Below are 23,356 nucleotides of genomic sequence, written 5' to 3'. Positions count from 1 at the left end.
CATGGAATGACAAAAATAAGATGAGTGCAGGAAATTTTTATACATTTATAAAGTATTTGTTTATTTATTCGTCGTTTTAGACTTTTGTATTTGTCGATGCTTGCTAAAATTCGCACACTTTATTTGGGGTATGCGGTTGTGTTTGAAAAGTTAGCTGAGCGAAGCTTAAATTTAATGGGTTGGGAAATCGACAATCATTGTCCGTTGGAGTTAGACCAATATGTGATGATTGCAGCACCGCATACCAGTAATTGGGATGCGTTATATGCACGTTTAGGGCTTAAAGCTTTGGGCGTTAATGTTCGCCTGACCATTAAAGACAGCTATATGAAATTGCCGTTTGGGCCATTTGTTCGTGCAATGGGTGGTATTGGTATTGACCGTCGTCCGAAAGCACGAGGCGAAGCAAGACCAAGTATGGTTCAGCTCATGACGGACTTATTTAAAACCCATCCTAAATTGGTGATGTTAGTGACGCCTGAAGCCACACGTGCGCGTCAAGAACAATGGAAAACAGGTTTTTATCATGTTGCGCTAAATGCAGGTGTGCCAATTGCTTTGGCGTATATGGATTACGCAAAAAAGAAAACGGGTGTGGGAAAAATTGTGCATCCAACCGGCGATTTTGAAAAAGATATGGCTGAAATCATGGCATTTTATGCGCAGGTTCAAGCAAAATTTCCTGAAAGTTTTAGTGTCGATACACGTTACTATTCAGAATAAGCACACTATTTCAGTGTAATAATCTATCAAAACTAAAAGACAGGGGATTATCCCTGTCTTGCTTTAAAACGTGGATTGGATTTGCAAATCACAAATAATTTGCCACGACGTTTCACAATTTGACAATCGGCACGCGATTTTGCACTTTTTAAAGATGAACGAACTTTCATGAAGATAAACACTACAATATGTAATGTTATAATATTACATTAATAGATGGCTCTTGAAAAGTGTCGATAGTCATAAAATTACCGCGTATCTTTTAAGGAGAAAATTTAAACAACAATCTTTTGGTATAAGCCCGCACGTACAGTTCCCGCTTTGCTCTCTTTAACTTTTTGCCAAGTCTGCGGTAATTTTAACAGGTTTAAATCACGATCTGCTTCAACATAAATCAGACCTTGTGCCGCAATGAGTGGATCAGCCAACCCTGCCAATTCTTCCCATAAATCTAAACTATAAGGCGGGTCTAAAAATACCAAATCAAACTGATCTTTTAGTGTCGCCAAAGCATGTTGTGCGGTAGAAACTTTTAATTGTGCTTTGCTTTTATTGACGCGTAATAATTCTAAATTTTGCTGTAAAAACTGTGCTTGTGTACGGTTTGGCTCAATCATGACCACGTGTGCCGCACCGCGAGACAGGGCTTCAAAAGCTAAAGCGCCCGAACCTGAACAGAGGTCTAACACTTTGGCGTTTTGCACATCCCACATTAACCAGTTGAATAAGGTTTCGCGCACTCGGTCGGGCGTAGGGCGTAATCCCTCAATTGAAGCAAAAGCCAACTGACGACGTTTCCATTCTCCACCAATAATGCGTAGTTGATTTTTCATGGCTTAGTCGCTCTCAATTGGGTTAGTGGGTACAACTGCTGTTGGCGCAGTTGCAGGTGGATTGGTTGGAGCTGAACTCGGAGTAGTTTGCGAAGGATTTGGGTTGAGCGCAGGGTGATTGGTTGCTGTATTCGGATTATTCACGTTATTCGTATTTGGTGCAGTAGATGAAGGGACTTCACCACTTGGCAATTCACTTGGTTTTAAACCTGCAGTCATTAAGCCACCACTCACTTGTGCGGCAGATGGACGAATTGGCTTTTTATTTTTATTCAGTAACCAATAGTCTAAAATTGGACGCGCCAAAGCCGTTGCTGCAGAACCACCGCGACCATTTTCTAGAATGATGGCAATTGCGATTTCAGGGTTTTCGGCAGGAGCGAAGCCAACAAATAAACCGTGGTCAAGCTGACGGTCGGTCAATAAGGCTTCGTTATAGCGTTTACCTTGCGCAATACTTTTAACCTGTGCTGTACCTGTTTTACCTGCAACTGAATATTGCAAGCCGCCTTTAATCCCTTTACCTGTACCTGATTGAATCACATCAACCATGGCATCACGCATTTTAATCCAGTCTTCTTCTGTGCCGTTAAAGTCAATTTTTCCGTTGGTACCATTGTGAACTTTAAATGGTTTCGCGCCACGACTTTCAAGTAACACGTGCGGTGTGACTTTAAATCCTTTGTTGGCGGTGATGGCGGTGGCCATTGCTAATTGCAATGGTGTCGAGGTAAATGCACCCTGACCAATACTGACGGAAATTGTTTCACCTTTCATCCATTTGGCTTTGCGCGTACGCATTTTCCAGTCCGGGTTTGGGTAGAGTCCTGTGCTTTCACTTGGTAAATCGACCCCAGTTTTTTCACTAAAGCCAAATTGACGCATCCAGTCGTTCATTTTTTCAATGCCCATGCGATACGACAATACATAGAAGTAGGTATCACACGACACGACTTGAGCTTTGTGCATATCGACAATGCCATGCCCAGTTTTTTTATGGTCACGGAAACGGTGGCTGTCGCCTGGTAAAGTGAAATAACCATAATCCTGAATGGCGGTTTTCCAGTCGACATAGCCATAATGAATACCGCCTAAACCAAACATCGGCTTAATGGTAGAACCCGGTGGATAAACACCTTGTACTGCACGGTTATAGAGTGGTTGATCTAAATTATCGCGTAAGGCAGAGTAGTCGGTATGGCTAATACCTGTGACAAATAAGTTAGGGTTAAAACTCGGACTGGAGACTAAAGCTAAAATTTCACCTGTACGTGGGTCAAGTGCCACAATTGCACCACGGCGTTCTGCCAGTTGTTCAGAGGCGACCACTTGCAAGCCATAATCCAATGACAAAAACAAATCATTGCCACGTACAGGGTCTTTACGTCCTAAATTGCGCAGCACATTACCATGTGCATCGGCTTCTACAGATTCGTTGCCGGGTACGCCATGTAGCAAGTGCTCATACGATTTCTCCACCCCAATTTTGCCAATCAAGTTGGTGCCTGCATAAGCATCTTTGTCAATTTCTTTCAGTTCTTTGTCGTTAATGCGCCCGACATAACCAATCACGTGCGCAAATAAGTCACCATGCGGATAGTAACGTGTCATCTGGGTTTCAATATTGACCCCAGGAAACTGAAATTTAACTTCACTAAAACGGGCAATATCCGATTCATTTAAATTCAGCTTGATCGATACACGTTCAGTTTTACGTGAAGTTTTAATCCGACTTTTAAAGCGATCGATATCTTCTTCTGTCAGTTGTAAAACAGGTGTCAGTCGCGCAATGGTATCGTCAATATCTTCAACATCTGCACGGCTTAAAGTGGCTGAGAACACAGGGTAGTTATCTGCCAATAACACACCATTGCGGTCATAAATATAACCACGTGCAGGTGCGAGTGGTTGTAGCCGAATTCGGTTTTTATCTGATGCAGTCGCAAATTCATCGTAGCCGCTAATTTGTAAAAAGGCATAACGAGCCACCAACAGCAGCAAGAAAAAAACCACAACACCCACCGAAAAAAAGATGCGATTGCGAAAAATACGCTTCTCTTGCTGAGCATTTTTTAACAGATAGTGTTGTTTCATACAAAAATTGGCTTAACAAAAATGAGGGAGAACGAATTTGGACTATTCTAACGCATCTATTGGCAATTTTGAGTAACCATGTTTGACTGAATTGCCCGATTTAACCTAGAAGATGGGCGCAATCTTAATTTTTGACTTTAGCGACATCAAAATTGTAATTTGCTGTATATAAGAATCCTGACAATTCTGCTAGAGTCAAAACACGAAAACAGGACTGTTTTTAAAATTAAAACAAATGGACACTGGTGACAATAATGACAAAAGTCTATTCTTTCGTGGCATTACTTGCCTTTTCAAGTTTTAGCTTTGCTGGGAACACTACTTTTTTACCTGAAGCAAAAATTAGCGCAGATAGCGCAAAAACCTGGAATGTAGGGGCGGGTATTACCCAAAAATTACTGCATTTGAATGGTGAATGGGTCAATCCTTATGGCATTGCCTATCTAAAAGCGGGGGCTTTTTTAAATGGTGACCATGAAGTCGGTGGGCAAACAGGTTTTCGTTACCCATACCACCTCACAGGTAAAGACAAAAATGGTTATTATATTGGCGCTTACGCAGGACACCTAGAATCTAAATGGGTGGATGGTGAAGAAAAAGCGCGTTTAGGTGCAGGCATTGATCTGGCTTATGTATTACTGAGCCCTGAACGCATCAGTAGCTTTAGTGTTGGCATTGGCGCAGGTGAAAAATTGGAAGATCGACAAGGGCGAGTGATTGCGGAAACTGAGCCTAGACTACAATTTTCCTATACGCTCAGTATGGGTTTGTAGTCAGAATAGTGACTTTTAACTACTTTAGAATCTTGTAATTAGAACTAAATATGGAAAAAATGCATGCTTGAGTACGTCAATCAGTTGTGGCAAACCTTTTTGAATCGTCCAGATTTTTGGGCCGTGCTCAGTATTATTCCTGTGACTGCTTTTGTGACTTGGGCGCACGTGTGGATGGCACTAAAAATGGTGTTCTATCCAATTAGCTTTTGGGGCTTTCACCTTGGGCCTATTCCTGTGGGATGGCAGGGGATTGTACCGCGTAAAGCAGGGCGTATTTCAGGCATCATTACCGATAACACATTGTCAAAATTAGGTTCATTGCGTGAGTTTCTCAATGCTATGGACCCTGAAGATATGGCGCGTATTATTGGTGAGCAAGTGGGTTTTGAACTTGAGCACTTAATTGATGAGGTCATGTTAGACCGCAATGCTGTGCTTTGGGAAAACCTACCGTATTCGATTAAACGCCGTATTTACGCACAGGCGCATAAACAATTGCCAGGTGTGCTGCGTGAATTGGTGACTGAACTGACCTTGAATGTTGAATCCTTGGTGGATATGCGTGAAATGGTGGTCAGCCAAATGGAAGGTGATCGCCGCTTAATGGTGCGTATGTTCCTAAAAGTCGGTCAAAAAGAAATTAACTTTATTTGGCATATCAGTGCATTGATTGGGATGTTCTTTGGTATTTTCCAAATGATTGTTTGGTTTCTTGTACCATGGCACTGGACGGTTCCATTTTGGGCGGCAATTTGGGGCTTCTTGACCAACTGGATTGCGATTTGGATGGTATTTAACCCAGTCGAACCACATTACGTGAAATATCCGCAGTTCTTTAAATTGACTGAAAATCGTCAATTTCCATGGATTAAGCCAGTGATTCCACGCATTGGGACTTATAATATTCAGGGTGCGTTCATGAAACGCCAAGAAGAAGTCTCGGATGTGTTTGCAACGGTAGTCACAGAAGATCTGATTACGTTAAAATCGATTATGACTGAAATGATGTATGGCAGTAAAAAAGACAAAACCCGCCGTATTGTCAAACGCCACATCAACGAAATTATGGAAACACCATTGGTTCGTACCTCTTTACAGTTGTCTTTGGGGCCAAAAGAGTATGCCAAACTCAAGACTGACTTGATTGATCGTTCGATTGAAATTACGATGGTGCCTGTATGCGACCCTGCCTTTAATGCGAGCCGTGCACAGAAAATTTATCAAATGTTCAGAGATCGTATTCGTGAACTGACGCCAAAAGAATTCCAGAATCTCTTGCGTCCTGCCTTTCAGGAAGATGAGTGGATTTTAATTGTCTTGGGTGGTGTAACTGGTTTTATTGCTGGTTTAATACATTTGTTTGTCGCTTTCTTATAAGAGGATGCTGGCTGCGTAAAGGGCGATGGCTCTGATATGCAACGAGTGTCAAATACATTGTTAAAATGAGGATGTTTTTTTATGCGCATTATCTTACTCGGACCACCTGGAGCAGGTAAAGGTACACAAGCTCAGTTGATCTGTAAGCGCTACAATATCCCACAAATTTCAACCGGTGATATGCTCCGTGCTGCAATTCGTGAAGGTACTGAATTAGGTCTACAAGCCAAAAGCGTCATGGACGGTGGTGGTTTGGTATCTGATGAACTGATCATTGGCTTAGTGAAAGAGCGTATTGCGCAGCCAGATTGCGTGAATGGTTGTATTTTTGATGGTTTCCCTCGCACTATTCCACAAGCTGAAGCCTTGGAAAGCGAAGGCATCAATATCGACCACGTGATTGAAATTGATGTTGCAGACGAAGAAATCGTACAACGTTTGTCTGGTCGTCGTCAGCACCCTGCATCTGGTCGTATTTATCACCTTGTTTACAATCCACCAAAAGTGGAAGGTAAAGATGACGAAACTGGCGAAGATTTGGTTCAACGTCCAGATGACCAAGAAGAAACCATTCGTAAGCGTTTAAAAGCGTATCACTCAGAAACTGAGCAATTGGTTGGCTTCTATCAAGGTCGTGCTGCTTCTGGTGAAAATGCACCAAGCTATAACAAATTGAATGGTCTTCGTCCAATTGAAGAAGTTCAAGCAGATTTGTTTGCTATTTTAGACCAAGCAAAATAAGTCTAGGTCTTAGACCAAGTCTGTTTAAAAGAAAATAAAATCGTTTAAACAGGCTGCTTGTTTTGACTTTAAAAGAGTCCTGATTCATATTAGGGCTCTTTTTATTTGTTTCAGTTTGGGAGAGTGCTTTGCAACATGCTGCTGTGATCATCATGTTATTGGCAAGTATTGCCGTTTTAGGCTTTCTTGTTTTTGTGAGCTATAAGTTGTTGCGCAACACACAAGCTCAGAATTCGGCTGAAAAAAAATCAGGCAAGCACTATCAATTGCATCCGAAACTTAAACAACAGCAAGAGCAACAACGTCAGTCTGAAGATTCTCAGGATAAATAAACCATCACACATCTGCAAAAGATTGCAATTTTAAATTTGGGCAGTTTTTATAAAACCTTATGAAAAAGAATAAAATTCTATTAATAATTCTTGTGGTTGGTATTATTACTTTAGGTATTGTAATTTTTATAAAATCTCAAGCAGTTACAGAGACAAAAAGATTAGGTAACGGTGAAAATACCAACCATGAAGAAACAAGTTCATCTCTGTACAATCTTGTGCATAGATTGCACAGTTATCCACACTATTTTGGATGATTCGCATTGCTTTGATGATCTAGCATGTCATCAATAAGTTTAGATCACTTTGGAAACTCTACCGAAGTACTTACTTAGATACAGAGTTGTGATGAATTTCATGCAGCGTGATATGCCGATGCGCGCCAAATTCAAAGCGATCAGGCCAGTTACACACATCTGACACCACACATTCACCACATTTAGGCTTACGCGCAATACAACAATAACGGCCATGTAAAATCAGCCAGTGATGTGAGTCAATTAAAAACTCTTTAGGAATGACTTTAATTAAACGGTGTTCGACTTCTAAAACATTTTTACCCACAGCTAAACCTGTACGGTTACCTAAGCGGAAAATATGTGTATCGACCGCCATGGTTGGCTGTCCAAACGCGGTATTTAAGACCACATTGGCAGTTTTACGTCCCACGCCAGGCAAGGCTTCTAAATCGGCACGATTATCAGGCACGATGCTGCCGTGTTTTTCGATGAGAATTTTGCAGGTTTTAATGACATTTTCTGCTTTGGAATTATACAACCCGATGGTTTTAATATATTCCTTTAAACCTTCCACACCTAAGGCATAAATCGCTTCGGGCGTATTGGCAACAGGAAACAGTTTGTCGGTGGCTTTATTGACGCTGACATCGGTCGCTTGTGCAGATAAGGTCACCGCAATCAGCAATTCAAATGGATTGGAAAAATTCAGTTCAGTGGTCGGATTTGGGCGTTGTTCACGTAAGCGCTCAAAAAAAGTCTGAATTTGCTTTTTGGTCATATTTTTAGACGGCTTTTCTTTGAGCGTGGTGCTTTTGGCAGTCGTTGTTTTAACCGCTTTATTGGTCAGACGTGTCTTTCTTTCGGGCATGTTTATGCTCCTAATTCACGTAACTGTTGTTGTAAATTGGTTAGTAATAGCCGTTTTTTCTCATCGTCACGCACACTGAGTTGTTTTTCGAGTTTTTTAATTTGTGTGCGTAATTTTGCCAGTTCGATGGTGGTTTGTGCATCGGCAGTGGAAATCTGTTCATTTTTTTGCACAGGCAATTCAATCACAGGCACAGCAGCATCGGCTTGTGCAGAAAATTGAGCAAACAGTTCGGTATCAATTTCTGCACGTACCACAGGGCCTTTACGGTGCAGACGACGTTGTTCTTCACGTTGTATGTGGGCGTAGTAGCGTTGGCGTAAATCATTCTGTTCTGCCACTCGTGCGCTATCAGAAAGCAGGGGTTGTGTATCTTCTACCAAGTCAATGCAATCGACAGGGCAAGGCGGAATACACAATTCACAGCCCGTACATAAATCAGTCAAAATGCTGTGCATGAGTTTGCCTGAGCCTAAAATGGCATCGACAGGGCAGGCATTAATACATTTGGTACAACCAATGCACTCATCTTCACGAATTAGGGCTTTCATACGCTGTGGGCGTCCATCTGCCTGCACAGGCCAAACACTGGCTTCTGCGGTCAATACAGGGCGTTGCAGTAAGTTTGCTAGTGCATCTGCAACAGGTTGCCCACCGGGTACGCATTTATTGGCCGCTTCGCCTTCTGCAATCGCTTTGGCGTAGGGTAAACAGCCATCACGGTGACCACATAAGCCACATTGAGTTTGAGGGAGCAGCGCATCAATATTTTGAATCAGAGCAATTTGCGAATTCATGGACAAACCAATGCCACTTTAACAGCAGCAGAAAAACGGAAGATAAGGCTAGGGGAAAATTCTAGGTCGATGATTTTAGCACGATTTTTGCTTTTAGGCTTGTGCGCAAATTAAGAACAACAATTGCTAGCTTTTTGGGCAAAAATGCTCAAAACTATGAATTAATTTGTTACATTAACTTATGGGCTTAACACGCTAAAAAATAAGTTAAATTTATGAAAATACAAATGTTTTAAAGTTTTTTGAAAAAAACTATTGTAGATTGTTAACAAAAGATATTTAATATTTTGCGCCAAAATATATCATTGATTGAAATTTTGACCAATTTTGATCCATTTTCTGCTGAGGATTAAGCGTTGAAATACAACAGCCTTAACGAATTCCTAGATTACGTTAAAACACGTGATGCACATCAACCAGAGTTTCTACAAGCTGTAGAAGAAGTAATGACCAGTCTTTGGCCATTCATTGAAAAGAACCCTCAATATGCAGCACATGGTTTGCTTGAGCGTTTGGTTGAGCCTGAGCGTGCAATTCAGTTCCGCGTTTCTTGGGTAGATGACCAAGGTCAAACCCACGTAAACCGTGCATTCCGTGTACAGTACAACTCAGCAATTGGTCCATTTAAAGGTGGTATGCGTTTCCACCCATCAGTGAACCTTTCTATTTTAAAATTCTTAGGTTTTGAACAAACCTTTAAAAATGCTTTGACTACATTGCCAATGGGCGGTGGTAAAGGTGGTTCAGACTTTGACCCTAAAGGTAAGTCTGAAGGCGAAATTATGCGTTTCTGCCAAGCCTTAATGATCGAGTTATATCGTCATTTAGGTTCTAACACGGATATTCCTGCGGGTGATATTGGTGTAGGCGGTCGTGAAGTGGGTTACATGGCGGGTATGATGAAGAAGCTCAGCAATGACACTTCATGTGTATTCACAGGTAAAGGCTTGTCTTTCGGTGGTTCTTTGGCGCGTCCAGAAGCTACAGGTTACGGTACTGTGTATTTCGCTGAGGAAATGCTCAAGACTCGTGGCGATTGCTTTAAAGATAAAGTCGTTGCGATTTCTGGTTCAGGCAACGTTGCACAATTTGCTGCAGACAAAGCAATGTACTTGGGTGCGAAAGTAGTTTCACTTTCTGACTCGAATGGTACTGTGTACGTGAAAGAAGGTTTCACGCCAGAATTACTTGCTGAAGTGATGGAACTTAAAAACGTAAAACGTGGTCGTATTTCTGAATTTGCGTCTAAGCACGGTTTTGAATACCTTGAAGGTCAACGTCCTTGGGGTATTAAATGTGATATCGCGCTTCCATGTGCGACTCAAAACGAACTTGATGCGAATGATGCAGCAGCGCTTCTTGCAAACGGCGTAATCTGTGTTGCTGAAGGTGCGAACATGCCTTCTACACTTGAAGCGGTTGAGAAATTCGTTGAAGCGAAAATTCTTTATGCGCCAGGTAAAGCATCTAACGCCGGTGGTGTAGCAACTTCTGGTCTGGAAATGTCTCAAAACGCATTGCGTTTAGGCTGGACTTTCGAAGAAGTTGATGAGCGCTTACACGCAATCATGAAAGAAATTCACCGCAACTGCGTAAAATTCGGTACGAAAGAAGACGGTACCGTGAACTATGTAGACGGCGCAAACATCGCTGGCTTCGTAAAAGTTGCTGATGCAATGCTTTCTCAAGGCGTATTCTAAGTCTGACTGAGTTTAAGCTTGAAAAAAACCGAGGTGAATGCCTCGGTTTTTTTATATTGCGATTTTATCGTTATAGAGTGCCTTTGACTGCTTCACGCTCTACGGTCATGTCGAATACATAGGCATATTTAGACTGGTCAGCTGCCGGATTTTTAATTTCATAACGTTTTACCCGAATAATCTGACGCTCATTCGATGAATGCTGAAAACCTTCGATCTGATCGTAAAATAAAGTCCAGTCTTTATCGACCTGAGTCTTTAAGCCTTTTTCATCATATTTGATTTCTTTCACCTGTAAGCAGGTTTGCTGAGCTACACCCGTACAGGCTTTAGTCTGTGACGAAACTTCCAGGAAAATGGTTTCTGCCTGACCTTGGTATTTGGTTTCCGGTGTCATTTTTCCGGTAAAGACATATTTTTGACCATCAGCTGCAGTAATACTCAGTTTTGGCTGATTGGCATCATTTAGATCCAGACTAAACGGAATATTACGCTTTTGCAGAAGCTGGCTGATAAAACGTTCCTGTTCCATTAATGGTGCATCACATGCCATCATGGTGCCCATCATGTCACCCGTACTCAGGGTATTATCTTTAACAGTCCAGCTCGTGCCAAGGCCATTACAGCCAGAAGCTACACTTAGTCTGCCTCGTTGATCAAAGCTCAGAACAATCGGGCGTTGCAGCCCACGATCAAGTTCCCAGGTATAAGCGGGCAAAATTTGTGTAGGCGTTTTTAATGTGGTGGATAGAGTAGAAATAGCCGGATCTCCTGAAGTGGCAGGAAGATGTGAAGATTGACATGCAGTTAAAGCCAAAGGGAGCAGGGCAAGCGCAAAAATACTGAATTTCATTGGTTTATATTCTATGTGCTAAAGTTTCAACGTGATTATAATCAAGAGATTAACAAAAAATATGGATACAAATCGTAGCTTTTGCTAACAAAATGTATCCAAATTAAAAAGTCAGATTTTAAATAAGCGGAGCTATCGGTTAGTCAAAACGATAAATATCCATACCGAGTGAACCCATGCTAAAGCTGCTATGTACAATGTTAAATCGATCTCCCGTACCCATTGCAAAAAACAGCGGTGCAAAGTGTTCTAGGGTTGGGTGATTACGTGCTACATGTGGCAATTGTTGCCAATCTAGTACTGCATCATAATTGCGATGACTTAAATGCTGCACCACACGATTACGGAAACTAGATGCCCATTCAGGCACAGCCGCATTGGGTGTATTCCATGATAATTCACGTAAGTTATGGGTGATACTGCCTGAGCCAATCAGTAAAATTTGCTGTTCACGTAATGGCGCTAAACTTTGCCCAATGTGATAAATCTGTTCGGCGCTCATATTCATGGGCAAAGAAATGGTAATCACTGGAATATTGGCATCGGGATACATGTGTAGTAATGGCATCCATACGCCATGATCATGCGGGCGTGTGCTATTGGCATGGGCAGCAAAGCCCGCATCAGCGAAACGCTGCAAAATATCTTCTGCCAGTTCAGGTAAGCCAGGTGCAGGGTAGCGCAGGGCGTACAAGGCTTCAGGAAAACCACGGAAGTCATGCCATGTTTCAGGGCGAATACCTGTGTTGACCTCCAGTGCATTACTTTCCCAATGCGCCGACATCACCACAATGGCTTGCGGTGTTGGCAAATTTTCACTTAAACGGCTGAGTGCAGGCCCGACCTGTTCAGGATTGAGTGCCAACATGGGCGAACCATGTGAGATAAATAAACCGGGTAATGTCTGTAAGTTCATGCCTAGATCCCTAAAGCCTGCTGTTCTACAGCATCGCAAAAAAGTGTGTATAGCGAAATGTACTTTTGTTCAACGCTATGTTGCAGCTTTGCAACGTCGTTTGAGTTGAAGATATTTTGATAACTCAACGTACAAATTGAATAAGTTGATTTAACCTGCACGATGATAAGGATGGTTGTGGTTGATGCTCATAGCACGGTATAGCTGCTCAATCAGCATCACGCGAACTAAAGGGTGTGGCAAAGTTAGTTTGGATAATGACCAATGCCATGCTGCTGCTTTACGTACTGCTTCAGAGTGACCATCTGGTCCACCAATCGCAAGCACGACATCATTGCCTTCTAGCATCCAGCCTTTCATGGTTTCTGCAAGTTTTTCGGTGCTGAACTCTTTGCCGCCCACTTCCAAGGCAATTAACAGCTCATTGTTTTTCATGGCATTTAAAATGCTATCACCTTCAATTTGGCGATATTTTAGAATATCGGCCTCAGAATCATTTTTGCCACGTTTCGCCATTGGCAGTTCGACAATTTGAGTCTGCACAAAAGGCTGAATCCGTTTGAAATAATCTTCAAAACCAGTCAGCACCCAAGCAGGCATTTTTTGTCCAATGGTCAGAATGCGAATTTTCATAGGCGAGTTCATGTAGCGATCAATCAGAATCTCGCATTATAACCATGATTCAACACAAGCGCTGTGTAACGACACAATTTGCAATTGAATTTGCCAACAGGCTGTTGCTTTAATACTCAGCAATCTTATTGGTCTTTTTTGTCTTGGAATTATCAGCATGCGCGCGTTTCAAAGTCAGCAGTTATATTCATGGATATTGGGCGCGGGTATGGGATTGATGACCACTGCTACATTTGCTGTGCCTGAGGCTCAATGGGCAGAACCAAACAATTTGCAAGTCTATATGCAGCAAGTGATTGGGCAGCAGGGTTTGGGTAATTCCGAACAGTATCGTCATTATAAAAATGTGATTGAACTGAATCGGGTTTCGGCATGGATTCGGGAACAAATGCGAGTATTTGGAATTCCGTGTCAATTTCAAAATTATGTGGTCAATCAGCAAAGCTACCGCAATGTGGTGTGCAAATTGAATATCGGTGCTGCGCAAAAAACGATTTTTGGTGCGCATTACGATGTTTATGGGCAGCAGCAGGGGGCAAATGACAACGCTTCTGGCGTGGCAGGTGTAATCGAAACAGCACGAATTTTGGCGCAGGAAAAGAATAAACTTAGTCAAAATGTAGAATTTGTATTTTATACCTTGGCAGAACCACCATTTTTTAAAACTGAGTCGATGGGCAGTTTTGTACATGCCAAATCTGTGCAGGCTGAAAAAGAAAAAATCCGTGCGGTGTATGTGCTGGATATGATTGGTTATTACGACAAAAACTTGGTGCAAAATTACCCAATCGGTTTAAAGTGGATTTACCCAAGTCATGGCAATTTTATTGCGGCATTGAGCAATATGCAGTCACGTGAAATGAGTGCAACCTATTGCAATGCGATGCAGCGTTTGAATCAATTGCAATGTGAGCGTGTGGTCGCACCGACTTTCGTCAAGGGCGTGGATTTTTCAGATCATTTAAATTATTGGAAATATGATATTCCAGCTATTTTAATTACCGATACGGGCAGTTATCGCAGCTCACTTCGCCACACCACAGGTGATACTTTAAAAACAGTAAATTTTGAAAAAATGGCACATGTCGTGAATGGCTTGGTTGCACAGATTTTATCACCTTGATGATTGATCGCAGCGCATAAAAAACGCAGCCCTGAATTGAAATAGGACTGCGATTAAAAGGTCATCCACCTGGAGATATGGATGACCAGACCATGAAGCACGCTTCAATCAAAAGCGTCTGATCAATTTATCGGTCTAAATAGACCAAACAAGAAACATATAGCGCGATGTATCTTAAATTTATATATGTGGATGGTTTGCCTATTTTTCAAGGAAATTGAATTAAAAACAGACTATCCATTTTAAAAATAATTAAAAAATTATTCAATTATTTTAAATCCAGAATCTAAATACAACAAAAGAGCACCGAAGTGCTCTTTTGAGATGTTCTATGCTTAAAGCAGAGTAACTTGCTTAATGACGTGCGGCTTTGCCTGCTGCTACTGGCTTCACAATCGGTGCCTTGGTTAAAGGCTTAGGCATACTGGTCAGTGCCAAAGGCAAGATTTCATCAATGCTTTTCACAGCCTTGATTTCCAAACCTTCTTTGACATTGTCTGGAATTTCAGACAAGTCACGCACGTTTTCCTGTGGGATAAATACCAGTTTGATACCACCACGATGTGCCGCAAGAAGTTTCTCTTTCAAGCCACCAATGCGCATTGCACGACCACGTAAGCTGGTTTCGCCTGTCATGGCAATATCAGGACGAATTGGAATATCTGTAAATGCAGATACCAATGCCGTAGTCAATGCCAAACCTGCAGATGGACCATCTTTAGGTGTTGCACCTTCTGGCAAGTGTACGTGTACATCGGTTTCGGCAAATACATTGGCTTCAATGCCTAAACTGTCGGCACGGGTACGCACAACGGTCATCGCGGCTTTGATTGACTCTTGCATCACATCACCCAATGAACCTGTGGTGATGAAATTACCTTTGCCTTTCATGGTTGCCACTTCAATGGTGAGTAATTCACCACCCACTGAAGTCCAAGCCAAGCCATTTACACGACCCACTTCGGCTTCTTCTTCTGCCATACCATAGTCAAATTTGTGTGGACCAAGGTAGTCAGGCAAGTTTTGTGAAGTCACATCTACCTGTAGGTTTTTGGCTTTTTTGCTGACTGCTTCTTTCACCACCTTACGGGCAATTTTTGACACTTCACGTTCCAGACTACGCACACCTGCTTCACGTGTATAGCGCTGCACAATGTCACGAATCGCTTCTTCATGAACCGTCAATTCTTTAGCACGCAAGCCATTATTTTTGATGGCTTTAGGGACAAGATAGCGTTCTGCAATATTCACTTTTTCATCTTCGGTATAACCCGGTAGACGAATTACTTCCATACGATCTAACAGAGCTTCTGGAATATTCATGCTGTTGGCAGTACAAATGAACATCACTTCAGACAAGTCTAAGTCTAGATCTAAATAGTGATCATTAAACTTGTTGTTTTGTGATGGATCAAGTACTTCTAACAAAGCAGATGCAGGGTCGCCACGGTAATCCTGTGCCATTTTGTCAATTTCATCGAGCAAGAATAGTGGGTTCTTCACACCAACTTTAGTCAATGACTGCACAATTTTACCCGGCATCGCACCAATATAGGTACGGCGGTGACCGCGAATTTCCGCTTCATCACGTACGCCGCCTAGCGCCATGCGCACGAACTCACGTCCAGTGGCTTTTGCAACCGATTCACCCAGTGAGGTTTTACCTACACCCGGAGGACCGACTAAGCACAGAATTGGACCTTTGAGTTTTTTCACGCGTGACTGCACAGCAAGGTATTCCACAATACGGTCTTTGACTTCATCTAAACCGTAATGGTCGGCATCTAAAGTTTCTTGTGCTTTCGCCAAGTTAATGCTGACTTTGCTGGCTTTGTTCCATGGCGTATCTAAAATTACTTCCAGATAGTTACGTACCACAGCCGCTTCGCTAGATGCAGGTTGCATGGCTTTTAGCTTACGGAACTCAGCTTCTGCTTTTTTGCGGACATGTTCTGGCAAGTCTGCTTCGGCCAGACGTTTTTCAATTTCAGCGACATCATCTTCCGCACCGCCGTTCATATCGGACAGTTCGCGTTGAATGACTTTCATCTTCTCATTCAAGAAGTATTCACGCTGATTTTTTTCCATCTGGCGTTTAACAGAGTCATGCAAGGTTTGCTCAATCTGCTGTTCTTCAGACTGTTGCAATAAATAAGTCATTAACTCGGTCAAGTGAGCTTCAAACTCATCGTGCTCAAGGAATTTTTGTTTGACATCAATATTCAATGGCACACGGGTTGCAACAAAGAACAACAACTGCAATAAATCTTCAATTTTATTGGCAGCAGCAATCAGTTCACGTGCATTGCGTAATTTTGCTTCTGCATATTGCGCAAATAAGGCACGTAATTCTTGCAAACGTGTTGCTTGGGTATTTTCATCCATCGCAACAGTCATTGGGCTCAAGCTGTGTTCTGCAGTCAAATACGCGTCTTCATCAATAATTTTTTCGAGTTTGGCGCGGTATAAGCCTTCAATCAGCACTTTGATACAGTTTTCATCATTTTCGTGATTCACAACTTGCACAATCTTCGCGACAGTACCGTATTGATATAAATTGTCGTGATCAATTTCTTCTGTAAGCGAATCTTTTTGCGCAACTACAAATACTAGATTGTCACTGTTACGAGCCACATCAACTGCATTGATCGATTTTTCACGACCTACAAATAGCGCGATTTGCATGTGTGGATAAACCACCACATCACGTAGCGCTAAAAGCGGTAATACACTTGGAACCTGAGGCTCTAAGGTTTCTTGATTCATAATAATTTCAGACATGGGCACTCCTAATGAGTGACAACGGTGTTGCCATGTTTTTAATAGTGATGGGTATTTTTTAAAATACAAGGGCAGGTCAACACAAATTGTTTAAAAAGTAGCTAAATATGTGATTTTAAATTGATCTATTCAGTCAAAATGATCAATTTAGCGTTTCAAGGTGCGTTTAAACTGTAAAAAATGTTGTGGAGTTAGTAAGGCATCTACAGGTTGATCCCAATTTTCACGTGGCAAGCGTGTATGAATTAGCTGAAAATCATGTGCAATCCCTAAGCGATAAGGATGCTGCGGGGCAGAGGCTAAAGTGCGGTCATAATAACCACCGCCCATTCCAATGCGGGTGCCATGCGTATCGCAAGCCAATAAGGGCATCAAGACTAAATCTAAATGGGAGATGTGTTTTCCGCGACTTGTTCTTGGTTCTTGCATCCCCAAACGATGATGGGCAAAGCGACGCTGACGATATTGTTGTGGGGTGATTTGTACCCACACCAAGTGTTGATTCATATTGCAAATCATGGGCAAATACACTTGTTTGCTATGCGCGAAGCAATATTCAATGATGCGGTGTGTATGAATTTCACCAAAAGCATGTAAATACATACCCACTTTTTTTGCGTACTGAAATTTTGGCAGTCGTATTAGCCGCTGCAAAACAGCTTGCTGTGCGTGTTGCTGTTGGGTGCGCGTGACCGCTCTGCGCTGTTGTCGAAGCTGTTTACGCAAGGTTTTAAGTTCCAACAACTGCATCTCGGCACATCCTTATATTCTTGAGTTTAAATGCTTGAATGGGTATGGGATTACTGTCATTTCATCGACAAAAACAAGCTTTTATCATACTTGGCATTTTAACAGGATGTGATGCTGTATTTCTGTTTATCTGAAACTTGACCTGCTATCGGATAGTCTAGCTCGAACCCTAGACGCAAAATTACAAAAACTCTTATGCTATTGCCCAATCAATGCCACGCCAACAATCTTCAAGATCGCTTCAAGATGGATTAGGCAGGCTTCAGTTAAAAACAACAAATATGTAAAAACACAAGCCAAAACAAAAACAACACTTTCATTTTGCTGTTCAGGGAGAACAAGAACATGAATTATTCCAACAAGGTGTTTAAACATCTACTTCAAGGCGTGCTGGCTTTAGGAAGTTGTGTCAGCGCACAAAGTTATGCAGATTCGACCTATTTACCGCAGCCACCGAATACCCAACAAGTCTTTTTTGTCGGCAATAACTGGGATGGCACAGTGACGGTGATTCACCCTTCACAAGACTTTGGCAAAGTGGGTGTGGTCAATATGATTCCTGACCGCAAAGAGCGTTTATTAGAAATTCATTTAAATCCAGTGAAATTGATTGCCTACACTTACATTCAACAAACTGCAGGTGAGGGCAATGACCAGTTGGTGGATGATATGTATTCCACGCCAGATGGACAGTCGATTGTGGCTTCACGTCCAAGTTTTGCCGATGTGGTATCCATCAACATTAAAACGGGCAAAATTAATTGGCGTACGCCAGTCGAAGGTTTCCGCGCAGACCACATGGCGGTTTCACCAGATGGACAACGTGTTGCTGTGTCGGCATCGTCAGGTAATGTGGTGCATGTTTTAGATATTCATACAGGTAAAGAATTGGGGCGTTTTGCAACAGGGGATAAGCCGCACGAAAATATTTACTTTGCAGGTGGAACGAAAATCTTAAACTCTGCGATTGGTAACGTAGAAACTTCGATGGATGCACAGTGGCAAGATTTTACCAAAGGTAAGCGCTTTATTACCATTGCCGATGCCAACAATTATAAAGTTCTGAAAAAAATTGATTTCCGACCTGCGTTAGATGCCTTTGGACGTAAAGATTTATCCAACTCAGTGCGTCCTATGGTGCTAAGTAAAGATGAAAGCAAACTTTATGCGCAGGTTTCATTTTTTAATGGTTTGGTGGAATACGACTTAAAAACCGATAAAGTCACGCGTATTGGACAATTACCGGGCAGCAGTACAATTCCAAAAGACCGCAGCAAATGGGTAAATGATTCACGTCATCATGGTTTATCCATCAGCGCAGATGGCGAAAAACTCTGTGTGGCAGGCACGATGGATGATTACGCGACCATTGTAGACCGTCAGAGTTTAAAAGCAGGCAAACTGATTCCTGCAGGTAAACCATATTGGGCAACCCGTAGCCCAGATGGAAAAAGCTGTGTGATTTCAGAAAGTGAAACCGATGTGGTAACGGTGATTGACTTTGCTACGGGAGAAAAAGTCCGCAGTGTGCCAGTGGGGAATCACCCACAGCGAGTGCGTTTGGGTTATGCACCAAGCGATTGGTCGACGTCGTAATTTTTAAGCCGATCATAACAGGCAAAGCATGCTAAGGCGCTCAAGACGATATTTGAATTGAGCGCATTTTAGGATGGTTTGCTTATGGAGCATGCACATGAATGGGACTCGATGGCTTGGTATTGGCTTTTTTGTTTTGGCGGTCGCGGTGTTGTTTACCGTGGTGTATGTGTTTCAACCACCGAATAAGACTGTTTCGGAAACAGTGTGGGTGAAACCGAACACGGCTTCCACAGAGATAGAAACAACGCAAAGTCTATATTCAGATGAATCTGAAAATGTACTGGAAACAAACGCTATGCTAGAGCGTGCTGCGGTATCTGCAGTTGAAATGCAGCAATTAATCCAGCAACGTGATCAGTTGTATTTAGGCTTTAAGCAAATTAGTACAGGTTTAAGCCAAGGGCAAAAGCCTGATTTAAACCGTGTACAAAGTATGTTGCTACAGCAGGAACAATTGGTACAAGCAGGCGTATTAAGAGCAGAAGATGCAATGAACTATAGCCAGTTTTTAAAGCAAATTTTACCTGAAATTGCAGGGCAAATTGATTTGCATATTTCGCGTTTAAAGCGCCTGAACGTGGTGACAGGTTAAGCCACAGTAAGGTGTGAGTTGCTGTTATAAATACACGATGACGCCATTGTTGCAGTCAATAATGGCGTTATTTTTTGTCTAAAAAATTCTTTTAATCCAAATGTTTTTAAGCCGAATAGCGGCCACTTGAGCTGAATTTATCCATGATTCCTTTGATCAAGCGTTCAATTCATCTTAGAAGAAAGCACACGTATTTTACTGTATTAGACGAAAGTTGTATAAGGCTGTGCCGAATAAATTTGGTTTTTCCTTCCTTTTAAAAACTGCAGAAAAAACAAAGTTTAAATATTTCTTTGGCATATTTTTTATGCTGTATATAAAGACATACCTTCAGTAAAATTGGTATGACCATTCAAAATAAACAATCAGACCAATCTTGACTTTTTCTTGTCTAAAACTATCATTTGTACCTTATATTGAGGAAATTCTGATTTTAACCTCAATATTGGTCAGACCAAAATTAGAATTTTACCTCTATGCTTAGACCTATGTTTACGTTTGAGTGAGCATTTCAAGGAGATGACAATGCTTCAACATTGGCAACAGATCTACGATCCAATGGCAAATATTTGGATTTCGAGTCTTATTGCATTAATCCCGATTATCTTTTTCTTTCTGGCATTGGCTGTATTTCGCTTAAAAGGAAGTGTTGCGGGAACAATTACGGTTATTTTGGCGTTATTGGTGTCGTTATTTGCCTATGGCATGCCTGCACCAATGGCTTTTGCTTCATTGATCTATGGCTTTTTCTACGGTTTATGGCCAATCGCATGGATTATTATAGGCGCATTATTTTTATATAAAATCTCTGTAAAAACAGGGCAATTTAACATTATTCGCTCATCTATTCTGTCGATTACAGAAGATCAGCGTCTCCAGATGCTACTGGTGGGCTTCGCATTTGGCACATTTTTAGAAGGTGCAGCGGGCTTTGGGGCGCCAGTGGCAATTACTGCAGCTTTGTTGGTAGGTTTAGGCTTTAAACCTTTATACGCTGCGGGTTTATGTTTGATTGTGAACACCGCACCTGTTGCGTTTGGCGCAATGGGGATTCCAATTATTGTGGCGGGTCAGGTTTCGGGTGTAGAAACTATGGAAATTAGCCAGATGGTTGGACGTCAGTTGCCATTTATGGTGCCTATTGTACTGTTCTGGATTATGGCAATTATGGATGGCTGGCGCGGTGTTAAGGAAACTTGGCCTGCAGTGTTGGTGGGTGGTGGTGCTTTTGCCATTGCACAATACTTGACCTCTAACTTTGTAGGGCCTGAGTTACCCGATATTACCGCTGCAATTGCATCTTTGGTCAGTTTAACGGTGTTGTTTAAATTCTGGCAGCCAAAACACATTTTCCGTTTTAGCGATGCAGACACCAAAGTGGATGCCAACTTAGTTGCAGAACAACAGCAAAAATACAGCATGGGGCAGATTGTTAAAGCATGGTCACCTTTTGCAGTGTTAACGGTGATGGTCACCATTTGGAGTATTAAACCGTTTAAAGATTTATTTGCCAAAGATGGGGCAATGCATGACTGGGTAATTTCCATCAAAGTGCCATTTTTACATCAATTGGTGCAAAAAATGTCGCCTGTGGTTGCTGAAGTTAAAGACTACGATGCAATCTTTAAGTTCGATTGGCTGAGTGCAACAGGGACTGCAATTATGATTGCGGCTGTCATCACCATCATTTACTTAAAAATGAAACCACGTGAAGCGGTTAAAACTTTTGCAGAAACCATCAACGAGCTAAAAACACCAATTTATTCGATTGGGATGGTGTTAGCTTTTGCTTTTATTGCCAATTATTCAGGCATGTCTGCGACTTTGGCACTGGCTTTGTCACACACAGGCAATGCTTTCACATTCTTCTCGCCATTTTTAGGTTGGATTGGAGTGTTCTTGACAGGTTCAGATACATCAGCCAATGCCTTATTTGCTGCCTTGCAAGCCACAACTGCACAGCAAATTGGTGTACCAGAAGTCTTGTTGGTTGCTGCCAATACCAGTGGTGGAGTAACAGGCAAAATGATTTCACCACAATCGATTGCAATTGCCTGTGCGGCAGTGGGTTTAGTCGGAAAAGAATCGGATTTATTCCGCTTTACCGTGAAACATAGTATCACGTTCACCGTTATGATCGGTATTATTATCACTCTACAAGCTTATGTGTTCCCATGGATGATTCCATAATCACATGCACAAGAGGATAGCCGCATGAAAGTCTCCGACAAAGTTGTACAAGACCTGCGCACACTGGTTGAAAAAAATCAGATGCAAGTCGGAGACCGATTGCCTGCCGAAAGAAAGTTATGTGAACAACTCGGGGTTTCCCGTTCCTCTTTGCGTGAAGCCATTCAGCAATTGACCAGTCAGGGCATGCTGGTCAGCAAAGTTGGAGCGGGTACTTTTTTGCAACAGCTACCCACCAATTGGTCGCAATATCAAATTGTGCAGCCTTTAAGTAACCTGATTGATGAAGACCCTGCTTATCGTTTTGATGTGCAGGAAGCTCGAATGGTGCTTGAAGGTGGTACGGCATGGTATGCCGCACAGCGGGCAACTGCTGAGGATTTGAAAAACATCCGTGCCTGTTATGAGCAAATCGCCCATTTTCAAATTTTAGGTGATGACGATCAGGCAGCAATTGCCGATGCCAAGTTTCATTTGGCAATTGCCGAAGCATCGCACAATTTGGTGCTCATTCAAATGATGCGTGGCTTATTTGATTTGTTGCAATACAACGTAGTTTTGGGCAGACGCAAAGTCTATACCGAAGCCCACCGTTTCGATCAGTTGCACGATCAACACTTTCAAGTGATGGATGCAATTGAACGCCAGGATCCAGAAGCTGCCCGTTCGGCAGTGTGTGGACATATTGAATTTGTAGTTCAACAAGTACGCATGATAGACGAGGAAGATGCGCGTCGTCAGCGTGCGAGTCGATTAAACAGGATAGCGCCATGATTATTTCTTCTGCGAATGATTACCGCGAAGCAGCGAAACGCCGTTTACCGCCATTTTTATTTCACTATATTGATGGAGGTGCGTACGCGGAACAAACGCTGAAAAGAAATGTGGAAGACCTTTCACAGATTGCCTTGCGCCAACGTGTTTTGAATGACATGTCGGCTTTGAGTTTAGAAACCACCTTATTTAATGAAACCTTGTCAATGCCTGTGGCTTTGGCACCTGTGGGTTTAACGGGCATGTATGCGCGCCGTGGTGAAGTGCAGGCTGCAGTTGCAGCTGACAAAAAAGGCATTCCGTTTACTTTATCTACCGTGTCGGTATGCCCAATTGAAGAAGTGGTGCCTGCCATTTCACGGCCAATGTGGTTTCAATTATATGTATTGCGTGACCGTGGTTTTATGCGTAATGCTTTGGAACGTGCTAAAGCAGCAGGCTGTTCAACTTTGGTCTTTACAGTAGATATGCCTGTGCCTGGCGCACGTTATCGGGATGCACATTCGGGCATGAGTGGTCCAAATGCTGCTATGCGCCGCTATATGCAGGCAGTGATGCATCCAAACTGGGCATGGGATGTTGGCTTACTAGGTCGTCCGCATGACTTGGGCAATATCTCTAAATACTTAGGCAAACCAACAGGACTTGAAGATTATATTGGCTGG

22 protein-coding genes are annotated in these 23,356 nt (G+C 42.3%); 12 read left to right on the top strand and 10 right to left on the bottom strand.

The features are described from left to right. Window positions 1-96 precede the first annotated feature (96 nt). Entirely contained in the window at window positions 97-723 is a 627-nt protein-coding gene (locus tag F947_RS01475) for a 1-acyl-sn-glycerol-3-phosphate acyltransferase (protein ID WP_004970727.1), read from the top strand. A gap of 47 nt (window positions 724-770) precedes the next feature. On the opposite strand, the gene ykgO is transcribed toward F947_RS01475, so the two are convergent. From ykgO to mrdA, 3 genes are all read right to left on the bottom strand, one after another. Further along, window positions 771-893 (bottom strand): type B 50S ribosomal protein L36, encoded by a 123-nt coding sequence (ykgO, locus tag F947_RS01470; RefSeq protein WP_026438469.1) that lies wholly within the window; start codon window positions 891-893, stop codon window positions 771-773. 105 nt (window positions 894-998) lie between these two features. Next, the gene (rsmD, locus tag F947_RS01465; RefSeq protein ID WP_004970724.1) at window positions 999-1,556 is read right to left on the bottom strand and encodes a 16S rRNA (guanine(966)-N(2))-methyltransferase RsmD; all 558 of its coding nucleotides are present in this window, start codon (window positions 1,554-1,556) and stop codon (window positions 999-1,001) included. Between the two features lie 3 nt (window positions 1,557-1,559). Then, window positions 1,560-3,650, bottom strand: coding sequence for a penicillin-binding protein 2 (mrdA, locus tag F947_RS01460; protein WP_004970722.1), 2,091 nt, complete (start codon window positions 3,648-3,650; stop codon window positions 1,560-1,562). 254 nt (window positions 3,651-3,904) lie between these two features. Between mrdA and F947_RS01455 the strand changes: the two genes are divergently transcribed. The 4 genes from F947_RS01455 (at window position 3,905) to F947_RS01440 (ending at window position 6,876) form a co-directional block, all read left to right on the top strand. Then, window positions 3,905-4,423, top strand: a complete 519-nt coding sequence (locus F947_RS01455) for a hypothetical protein (protein ID WP_004970721.1) — start codon at window positions 3,905-3,907, stop codon at window positions 4,421-4,423. 63 nt (window positions 4,424-4,486) lie between these two features. Further along, entirely contained in the window at window positions 4,487-5,803 is a 1,317-nt protein-coding gene (locus F947_RS01450; protein ID WP_004970719.1) for a DUF445 domain-containing protein, read from the top strand. A gap of 81 nt (window positions 5,804-5,884) precedes the next feature. Beyond that, window positions 5,885-6,544, top strand: coding sequence for an adenylate kinase (gene adk / locus F947_RS01445; RefSeq protein WP_004970717.1), 660 nt, complete (start codon window positions 5,885-5,887; stop codon window positions 6,542-6,544). A 128-nt stretch (window positions 6,545-6,672) separates the two neighbouring features. Further along, the gene (locus tag F947_RS01440; RefSeq protein WP_004970716.1) at window positions 6,673-6,876 is read left to right on the top strand and encodes a hypothetical protein; all 204 of its coding nucleotides are present in this window, start codon (window positions 6,673-6,675) and stop codon (window positions 6,874-6,876) included. 327 nt (window positions 6,877-7,203) lie between these two features. Here F947_RS01440 and nth read toward each other — a convergent pair whose 3' ends face one another. Together nth and F947_RS01430 are read right to left on the bottom strand one after the other, a co-directional pair. Beyond that, the gene (nth, locus tag F947_RS01435; protein ID WP_004970714.1) at window positions 7,204-7,983 is read right to left on the bottom strand and encodes an endonuclease III; all 780 of its coding nucleotides are present in this window, start codon (window positions 7,981-7,983) and stop codon (window positions 7,204-7,206) included. Between the two features lie 2 nt (window positions 7,984-7,985). Next, window positions 7,986-8,780 carry an RnfABCDGE type electron transport complex subunit B gene (locus F947_RS01430; RefSeq protein WP_004970712.1) on the bottom strand — a complete coding sequence of 265 codons (795 nt, stop codon included), beginning with the start codon at window positions 8,778-8,780 and terminating at the stop codon, window positions 7,986-7,988. A gap of 356 nt (window positions 8,781-9,136) precedes the next feature. Here F947_RS01430 and gdhA point away from each other — a divergent pair, with 356 nt between their 5' ends. Beyond that, window positions 9,137-10,480 (top strand): NADP-specific glutamate dehydrogenase, encoded by a 1,344-nt coding sequence (gdhA, locus tag F947_RS01425; protein ID WP_004970711.1) that lies wholly within the window; start codon window positions 9,137-9,139, stop codon window positions 10,478-10,480. Window positions 10,481-10,550: 70 nt separating this feature from the next. On the opposite strand, the gene F947_RS01420 is transcribed toward gdhA, so the two are convergent. From F947_RS01420 to rlmH, 3 genes are all read right to left on the bottom strand, one after another. Further along, window positions 10,551-11,333, bottom strand: a complete 783-nt coding sequence (locus tag F947_RS01420) for an META and DUF4377 domain-containing protein (RefSeq protein ID WP_004970709.1) — start codon at window positions 11,331-11,333, stop codon at window positions 10,551-10,553. Window positions 11,334-11,472: 139 nt separating this feature from the next. Beyond that, window positions 11,473-12,249, bottom strand: coding sequence for a dioxygenase family protein (locus F947_RS01415; protein WP_004970707.1), 777 nt, complete (start codon window positions 12,247-12,249; stop codon window positions 11,473-11,475). A gap of 150 nt (window positions 12,250-12,399) precedes the next feature. Next, window positions 12,400-12,882 (bottom strand): 23S rRNA (pseudouridine(1915)-N(3))-methyltransferase RlmH, encoded by a 483-nt coding sequence (gene rlmH, locus F947_RS01410; RefSeq protein WP_026438445.1) that lies wholly within the window; start codon window positions 12,880-12,882, stop codon window positions 12,400-12,402. A gap of 157 nt (window positions 12,883-13,039) precedes the next feature. On the opposite strand from rlmH, the gene F947_RS01405 reads away from it, so the two are divergent. Next, window positions 13,040-14,005, top strand: coding sequence for a M28 family peptidase (locus tag F947_RS01405; RefSeq protein WP_004970702.1), 966 nt, complete (start codon window positions 13,040-13,042; stop codon window positions 14,003-14,005). A 354-nt stretch (window positions 14,006-14,359) separates the two neighbouring features. Here F947_RS01405 and lon read toward each other — a convergent pair whose 3' ends face one another. Next, on the bottom strand, window positions 14,360-16,786 hold the full coding sequence (gene lon, locus F947_RS01400; protein WP_004970700.1) for an endopeptidase La: 2,427 nt from the start codon (window positions 16,784-16,786) through the stop codon (window positions 14,360-14,362). 147 nt (window positions 16,787-16,933) lie between these two features. Continuing rightward, window positions 16,934-17,530 carry a 5-formyltetrahydrofolate cyclo-ligase gene (locus F947_RS01395; RefSeq protein ID WP_026438444.1) on the bottom strand — a complete coding sequence of 199 codons (597 nt, stop codon included), beginning with the start codon at window positions 17,528-17,530 and terminating at the stop codon, window positions 16,934-16,936. Between the two features lie 351 nt (window positions 17,531-17,881). Here F947_RS01395 and F947_RS01390 point away from each other — a divergent pair, with 351 nt between their 5' ends. The 5 genes from F947_RS01390 to F947_RS01370 form a co-directional block, all read left to right on the top strand. Further along, on the top strand, window positions 17,882-19,132 hold the full coding sequence (locus F947_RS01390; protein ID WP_004970696.1) for a YncE family protein: 1,251 nt from the start codon (window positions 17,882-17,884) through the stop codon (window positions 19,130-19,132). A 97-nt stretch (window positions 19,133-19,229) separates the two neighbouring features. After that, window positions 19,230-19,727, top strand: coding sequence for a hypothetical protein (locus F947_RS01385; protein WP_004970693.1), 498 nt, complete (start codon window positions 19,230-19,232; stop codon window positions 19,725-19,727). Window positions 19,728-20,246: 519 nt separating this feature from the next. After that, complete coding sequence (gene lldP, locus F947_RS01380; protein ID WP_171062552.1) at window positions 20,247-21,917, top strand: L-lactate permease; 1,671 nt, start codon at window positions 20,247-20,249, stop codon at window positions 21,915-21,917. Between the two features lie 24 nt (window positions 21,918-21,941). Then, entirely contained in the window at window positions 21,942-22,691 is a 750-nt protein-coding gene (gene lldR, locus F947_RS01375; protein WP_004970689.1) for a transcriptional regulator LldR, read from the top strand. Next, on the top strand, window positions 22,688-23,356 hold a 669-nt coding region (locus tag F947_RS01370; protein ID WP_004970686.1), incomplete at its 3' end, for an L-lactate dehydrogenase. The genes lldR and F947_RS01370, both read left to right, overlap by 4 nt.

This window comes from Acinetobacter towneri DSM 14962 = CIP 107472, assembly GCF_000368785.1.
Taxonomy (GTDB): domain Bacteria; phylum Pseudomonadota; class Gammaproteobacteria; order Pseudomonadales; family Moraxellaceae; genus Acinetobacter; species Acinetobacter towneri.
The sequence above is the reverse complement of the archived record's forward strand: the minus strand, read 5'-3'. Positions and strand labels throughout refer to the sequence as shown.